This window comes from Allobosea sp., from assembly GCF_036675845.1.
Classification (GTDB): Bacteria; Pseudomonadota; Alphaproteobacteria; order Rhizobiales; family Beijerinckiaceae; genus Allobosea.
In genome coordinates this window covers 1-4,159 of record NZ_JAKFED010000162.1, presented here as the reverse complement: position 1 = coordinate 4,159, position 4,159 = coordinate 1, and the positions used below count along the sequence as shown (strand labels likewise).

The following is a 4,159-nucleotide window of genomic DNA, read 5'->3' as shown; positions in this document are numbered from 1 at the left end:
CCCCTTGGCGGCAAGCTCGCGGCCGCGCCGGACATCGTCCTTCCAGAAGGCGTTGCCGCCGTCGATCAGCGTGTCGCCGGGCGCCAGCATGCCGGAAAGCTCGTTCAGGGTCGCTTCGGTGATCTCGCCGGCCGGCAGCATGATCCAGATCGCGCGCGGCACCTGGAGCTTTTCGACCATCTCCTTGAGGTCGGTCGCATTGACCGCACCGTCCCTGGCGAGCGCCGCGCCCGGCTTCGGATCGCGGTCATAGACCACGCAGTCGTGCCCGGCGCGGTGCAGCCGCCGGACGATATTGGCCCCCATCCGGCCGAGGCCGACCACTCCGAGCTGCATCGCGAACCTCCGACCGGCCGGCGGGAAGCCGGCTTTGGCGACGCTACATGCCCCGGCGAAGAGCGGCGAGCAAGCATGGGGCGGTCGGCACGGCAGCTGCATCGGGTTGCCCGAGCGGTCTGGCGGTCGAGCGAAAGCTTGCCTAAACGCAGCCGACGCCTTCTGTTTCGGAGGCGCAAATATCCACGGCCAAGGCGGGCAAAGGGAGCGTTATGGCGGCGGAAGGTTTCTCTCAGGATCTGGTTCAGGCGGTCGGCCTTCTGGGAGCTGGCGTCATTGCGGTGCCGATCTTCCGGAAGCTCAAGCTCGGCTCGGTGCTCGGCTATTTCGCCGGTGGCCTCGTCATCGGCCCTTCCGGCATCGGCCTGTTCTCCAATCCGGAGAGTGTGCTTCACGTTGCCGAGTTCGGCGTCGTCATGTTTCTCTTCATCATCGGGCTGGAGATGCAGCCTTCGCGGCTCTGGAACCTGCGCGGCGAGATCTTCGGCCTCGGCGTCGCCCAGGTCGGGCTCTGCGGCGCGCTGCTGACCGGAGTCGGCATCCTCGCCGGGCTAGCTCCGGCCGCCGCCTTCATCGCCGGCATGGGCTTCGTTTTGTCCTCCACCGCCGTCGTGATGCAGATGCTGAACGAACGCGGCGAAGCCTCGACCCCGCACGGCCAGCAGGCTGTCTCGATCCTGCTGCTCGAAGATCTCGCCATCGTGCCGCTGCTCGCGGTGGTCGCCGTGCTGGCGCCGGCGAAGGCGGCAGGCAGCGGCGGCCTGATGCCCCTGCTGATCGGCGTCGGCTCGCTCATTGGCCTCGTCGTCGCCGGCAAATGGCTGCTCAACCCGATGTTCCGGTTGCTCGCCAATGCGCAGGCCCGCGAGGTCATGACCGGCGCGGCGCTGCTCGTCGTGCTCGGTTCGGCGCTGGCGATGCAGCTGGGCGGCCTCTCGATGGCGATGGGCGCCTTCCTCGCCGGCGTGCTCTTGTCGGAATCGACCTTCCGCCATCAGCTCGAGGCCGATATCGAGCCGTTTCGCGGCCTGCTGCTCGGCATGTTCTTCCTGGCGGTGGGCATGTCGCTCGATCTCAGGCTGATCGCGCAGGAATGGCAGGTCGTCGCCCTTGGCGTCGCCGCCTTCATGCTGGTCAAGGCAGCCGGCATCTTCATCGTCGCCAGGCTGTTTCGCACCCGTACGCGCAATGCGATCACCCGCGTCGCGCTGTTCTCGCAGGGCGGCGAGTTCGCCTTCGTGCTCTACAGCGCCGCGGCCGCCGCCGGCATCTTCGATGCACGCATCAACGCCATCGCCAGCGCCATCGTGATCCTCTCGATGGCGATCACCCCTCTCGTCGTGCTCGCCATCGACCGCTTCATGCCGGCCGAACGGGAATCGCTGGACGGGATCGAGCATGCCGAGGGCCTCAAGGGGCGCATCCTCGTCGTCGGCTTCGGACGCTTCGGCCAGGTCGCGAGCCAGACCCTGCTGGCCCGCGGCTGCAGCATCTCGCTGATCGAGACCGATGTCGAAATGATCCAGGCCGCCGCCACCTTCGGCTTCAAGGTCTATTACGGCGACGGCACGCGCTCCGACATCCTGCACGCCTCGGGCGCCCATCAGGCCGACGCGATCCTGGTCTGCGTCGAGAAACGCGAGACGGCCAACGCGATCGTCCGGGTCGCGCAGGCCGAATTCCCCCACGCCAAGCTCTTCGTGCGCGCCTTCGACCGCGGCCATTCGATGGACCTGATCCGCGCCGGCGTCGACTACCAGATCCGCGAGACCTTCGAATCCGCCATGGTCTTCGGCGGCGAGGTCCTGCGCGCACTCGGCGTGCCAGAGGAGGAGGCCGCGGAAATCGTCGAGGACGTCCGCCGCCGCGACGCCGAGCGCCTCGACCTGCAGGTCGCGAGCGACATCCATGCCGGTCAGGACCTGATCCACTACGGCAATCAGCCGACCCCGGCACCGCTCACCAAGCCGAAGGCGGTCGGCACCGTCGTTGGCGACCTGCCGGCCGCGGCCGGCGCCAAGCCGTAAGGCCCAGCGCCCTATCAAAGACCTCTGCGAAAGGCGCGAGCGCGGCCGGGGCGGCTCCGCGTCATTCTCGGGCGAAGCGAAACGCAGACCCGAGAATCTCATGACGAGAAGACACTGTATGGCGCCTCATCCGGCCTGAGATGCTCGGGTCAAGCCCGAGCATGACGGAAAAGTTCGCCGGGCCGAAATTGATTCCGGCTCAACGCCTTGGGTGTCACACCTGAATCAGCCTCTGAACCTGCGCGCCATCAAGCTCCGCCATCGGCCCGGCGAGCACGACCTCGCCGCGGTCCATCACGAACATCGCGTCGGCGAGGTCGCGGGCGAAGTCGAAATATTGCTCGACCAGCACGATCGCCATGCCGCCCTTCTGGCGCAGATAGTCGATGGCGCGGCCGATATCCTTGATGATCGAGGGCTGGATGCCCTCGGTCGGCTCGTCCAGCACCAGCAATCTGGGTCGGGTGACCAGCGCCCGCGCGATCGCGAGTTGCTGCTGCTGGCCACCCGAGAGGTCTCCGCCACGCCGGCCGAGCATCGACTTCAGCACGGGGAACAGGTCGAACAGTTCGTCCGGGATGTAGCGCTCCTTGCGGGGCAAGGGCGCAAAGCCGGTTTCGAGGTTTTCCCTGACGCTCAGGAGCGGGAAGACCTCGCGGCCCTGCGGCACATAGGCGATCCCGGCCCGCGCCCGGTCCTCGCTACGCAGGTTCGAGATGTCCTCGCCGTCGAGGCGGATATGGCCGCCCGAGATCGGCTGCTGGCCGACGATGGCGCGCATCAGCGAGGTCTTGCCGACGCCGTTGCGGCCCATCACGCAGGTGACCTTGCCGATCTCGGCCGTGACCGAGACGCGCCGCAGCGCCTGCGCCGCGCCGTAGTGGAGATCGATGGCTTCGACGTTCAGCATGGTTGGGCCTTTCCACACGAGCCGCCTGTCAAGCCGTCATTGCGAGGAGCGTAGCGACGAAGCAATCCAGGGGGACGTAGAGCGCTGCCGTTCCTGGATTGCTTCGCTGCGCTCGCAATGACGGGGAACGGTTCCGTACAAGCCATCGCGCTCACCGCCCCAGATAGACTTCGACGACGCGCTCATTGGCGCTGACCTGGTCGAGTGGGCCTTCGGCCAGCACGGAGCCCTCGTGCAGCACCGTCACCTTCACGCCGAGCTCGCGGATGAAGCCCATGTCGTGCTCGACCACGATCACGGAGTGATCCTTCGCGATCTCCTTGAGCAGCACCGCGGTCTGGGCCGTCTCGCCATCGGTCATGCCAGCGGCCGGCTCGTCGACGAGCAGGAGCTTGGGATCCTGCGCCAACAGCATGCCGATCTCGAGCCATTGCTTCTGGCCGTGCGAGAGCGAGCCGGCGAGCCGCTCGCGCTTGTCGGCCAGCCTGATGATGCCGAGGATCTCGTCGATGCGCTTCTGCTGGGCGCTCTCCGTCTTCCAGAACAGCGTCTTCAGCACGGTGCGCTGCGATTTCAGCGCCAGCAGGATGTTGTCCTCGATGCTGTGGAAGTCGAACACCGTCGGCTTCTGGAATTTGCGGCCGATGCCGAGATTGGCGATCGCCGCCTCGTCGAGCCTGGTCAGGTCGACCGAACCGCCGAACATCACGGTGCCCTCGTCCGGCTTCGTCTTGCCGGTGATGATGTCCATCATCGTCGTCTTGCCGGCGCCGTTCGGGCCGATGATGGCGCGCATCTCGCCGGGCTCGATGGTCAGCGACAGGCCGCGGATCGCCTTGAAGCCGTCGAAGGAGACGCTGACGCCATCGAGATAGAGCAGCGAGGA

General features: G+C 66.8%; 4 protein-coding genes. 1 reads left to right on the top strand and 3 read right to left on the bottom strand.

From position 1 onward, the window contains the following. On the bottom strand, nt 1-336 hold a 336-nt coding region (locus V6M56_RS18195; RefSeq protein ID WP_332685574.1), incomplete at its 3' end, for an NAD(P)-binding domain-containing protein. A gap of 212 nt (nt 337-548) precedes the next feature. Here V6M56_RS18195 and V6M56_RS18190 point away from each other — a divergent pair. Beyond that, nucleotides 549-2,363, top strand: a complete 1,815-nt coding sequence (locus tag V6M56_RS18190) for a monovalent cation:proton antiporter-2 (CPA2) family protein (protein ID WP_332685573.1) — start codon at nt 549-551, stop codon at nt 2,361-2,363. A gap of 214 nt (nt 2,364-2,577) precedes the next feature. On the opposite strand, the gene urtE is transcribed toward V6M56_RS18190, so the two are convergent. Continuing rightward, complete coding sequence (gene urtE / locus V6M56_RS18185; protein ID WP_332685572.1) at nt 2,578-3,273, bottom strand: urea ABC transporter ATP-binding subunit UrtE; 696 nt, start codon at nt 3,271-3,273, stop codon at nt 2,578-2,580. A gap of 151 nt (nt 3,274-3,424) precedes the next feature. Next, on the bottom strand, nt 3,425-4,159 hold a 735-nt coding region (urtD, locus tag V6M56_RS18180; protein ID WP_332685571.1), incomplete at its 5' end, for an urea ABC transporter ATP-binding protein UrtD.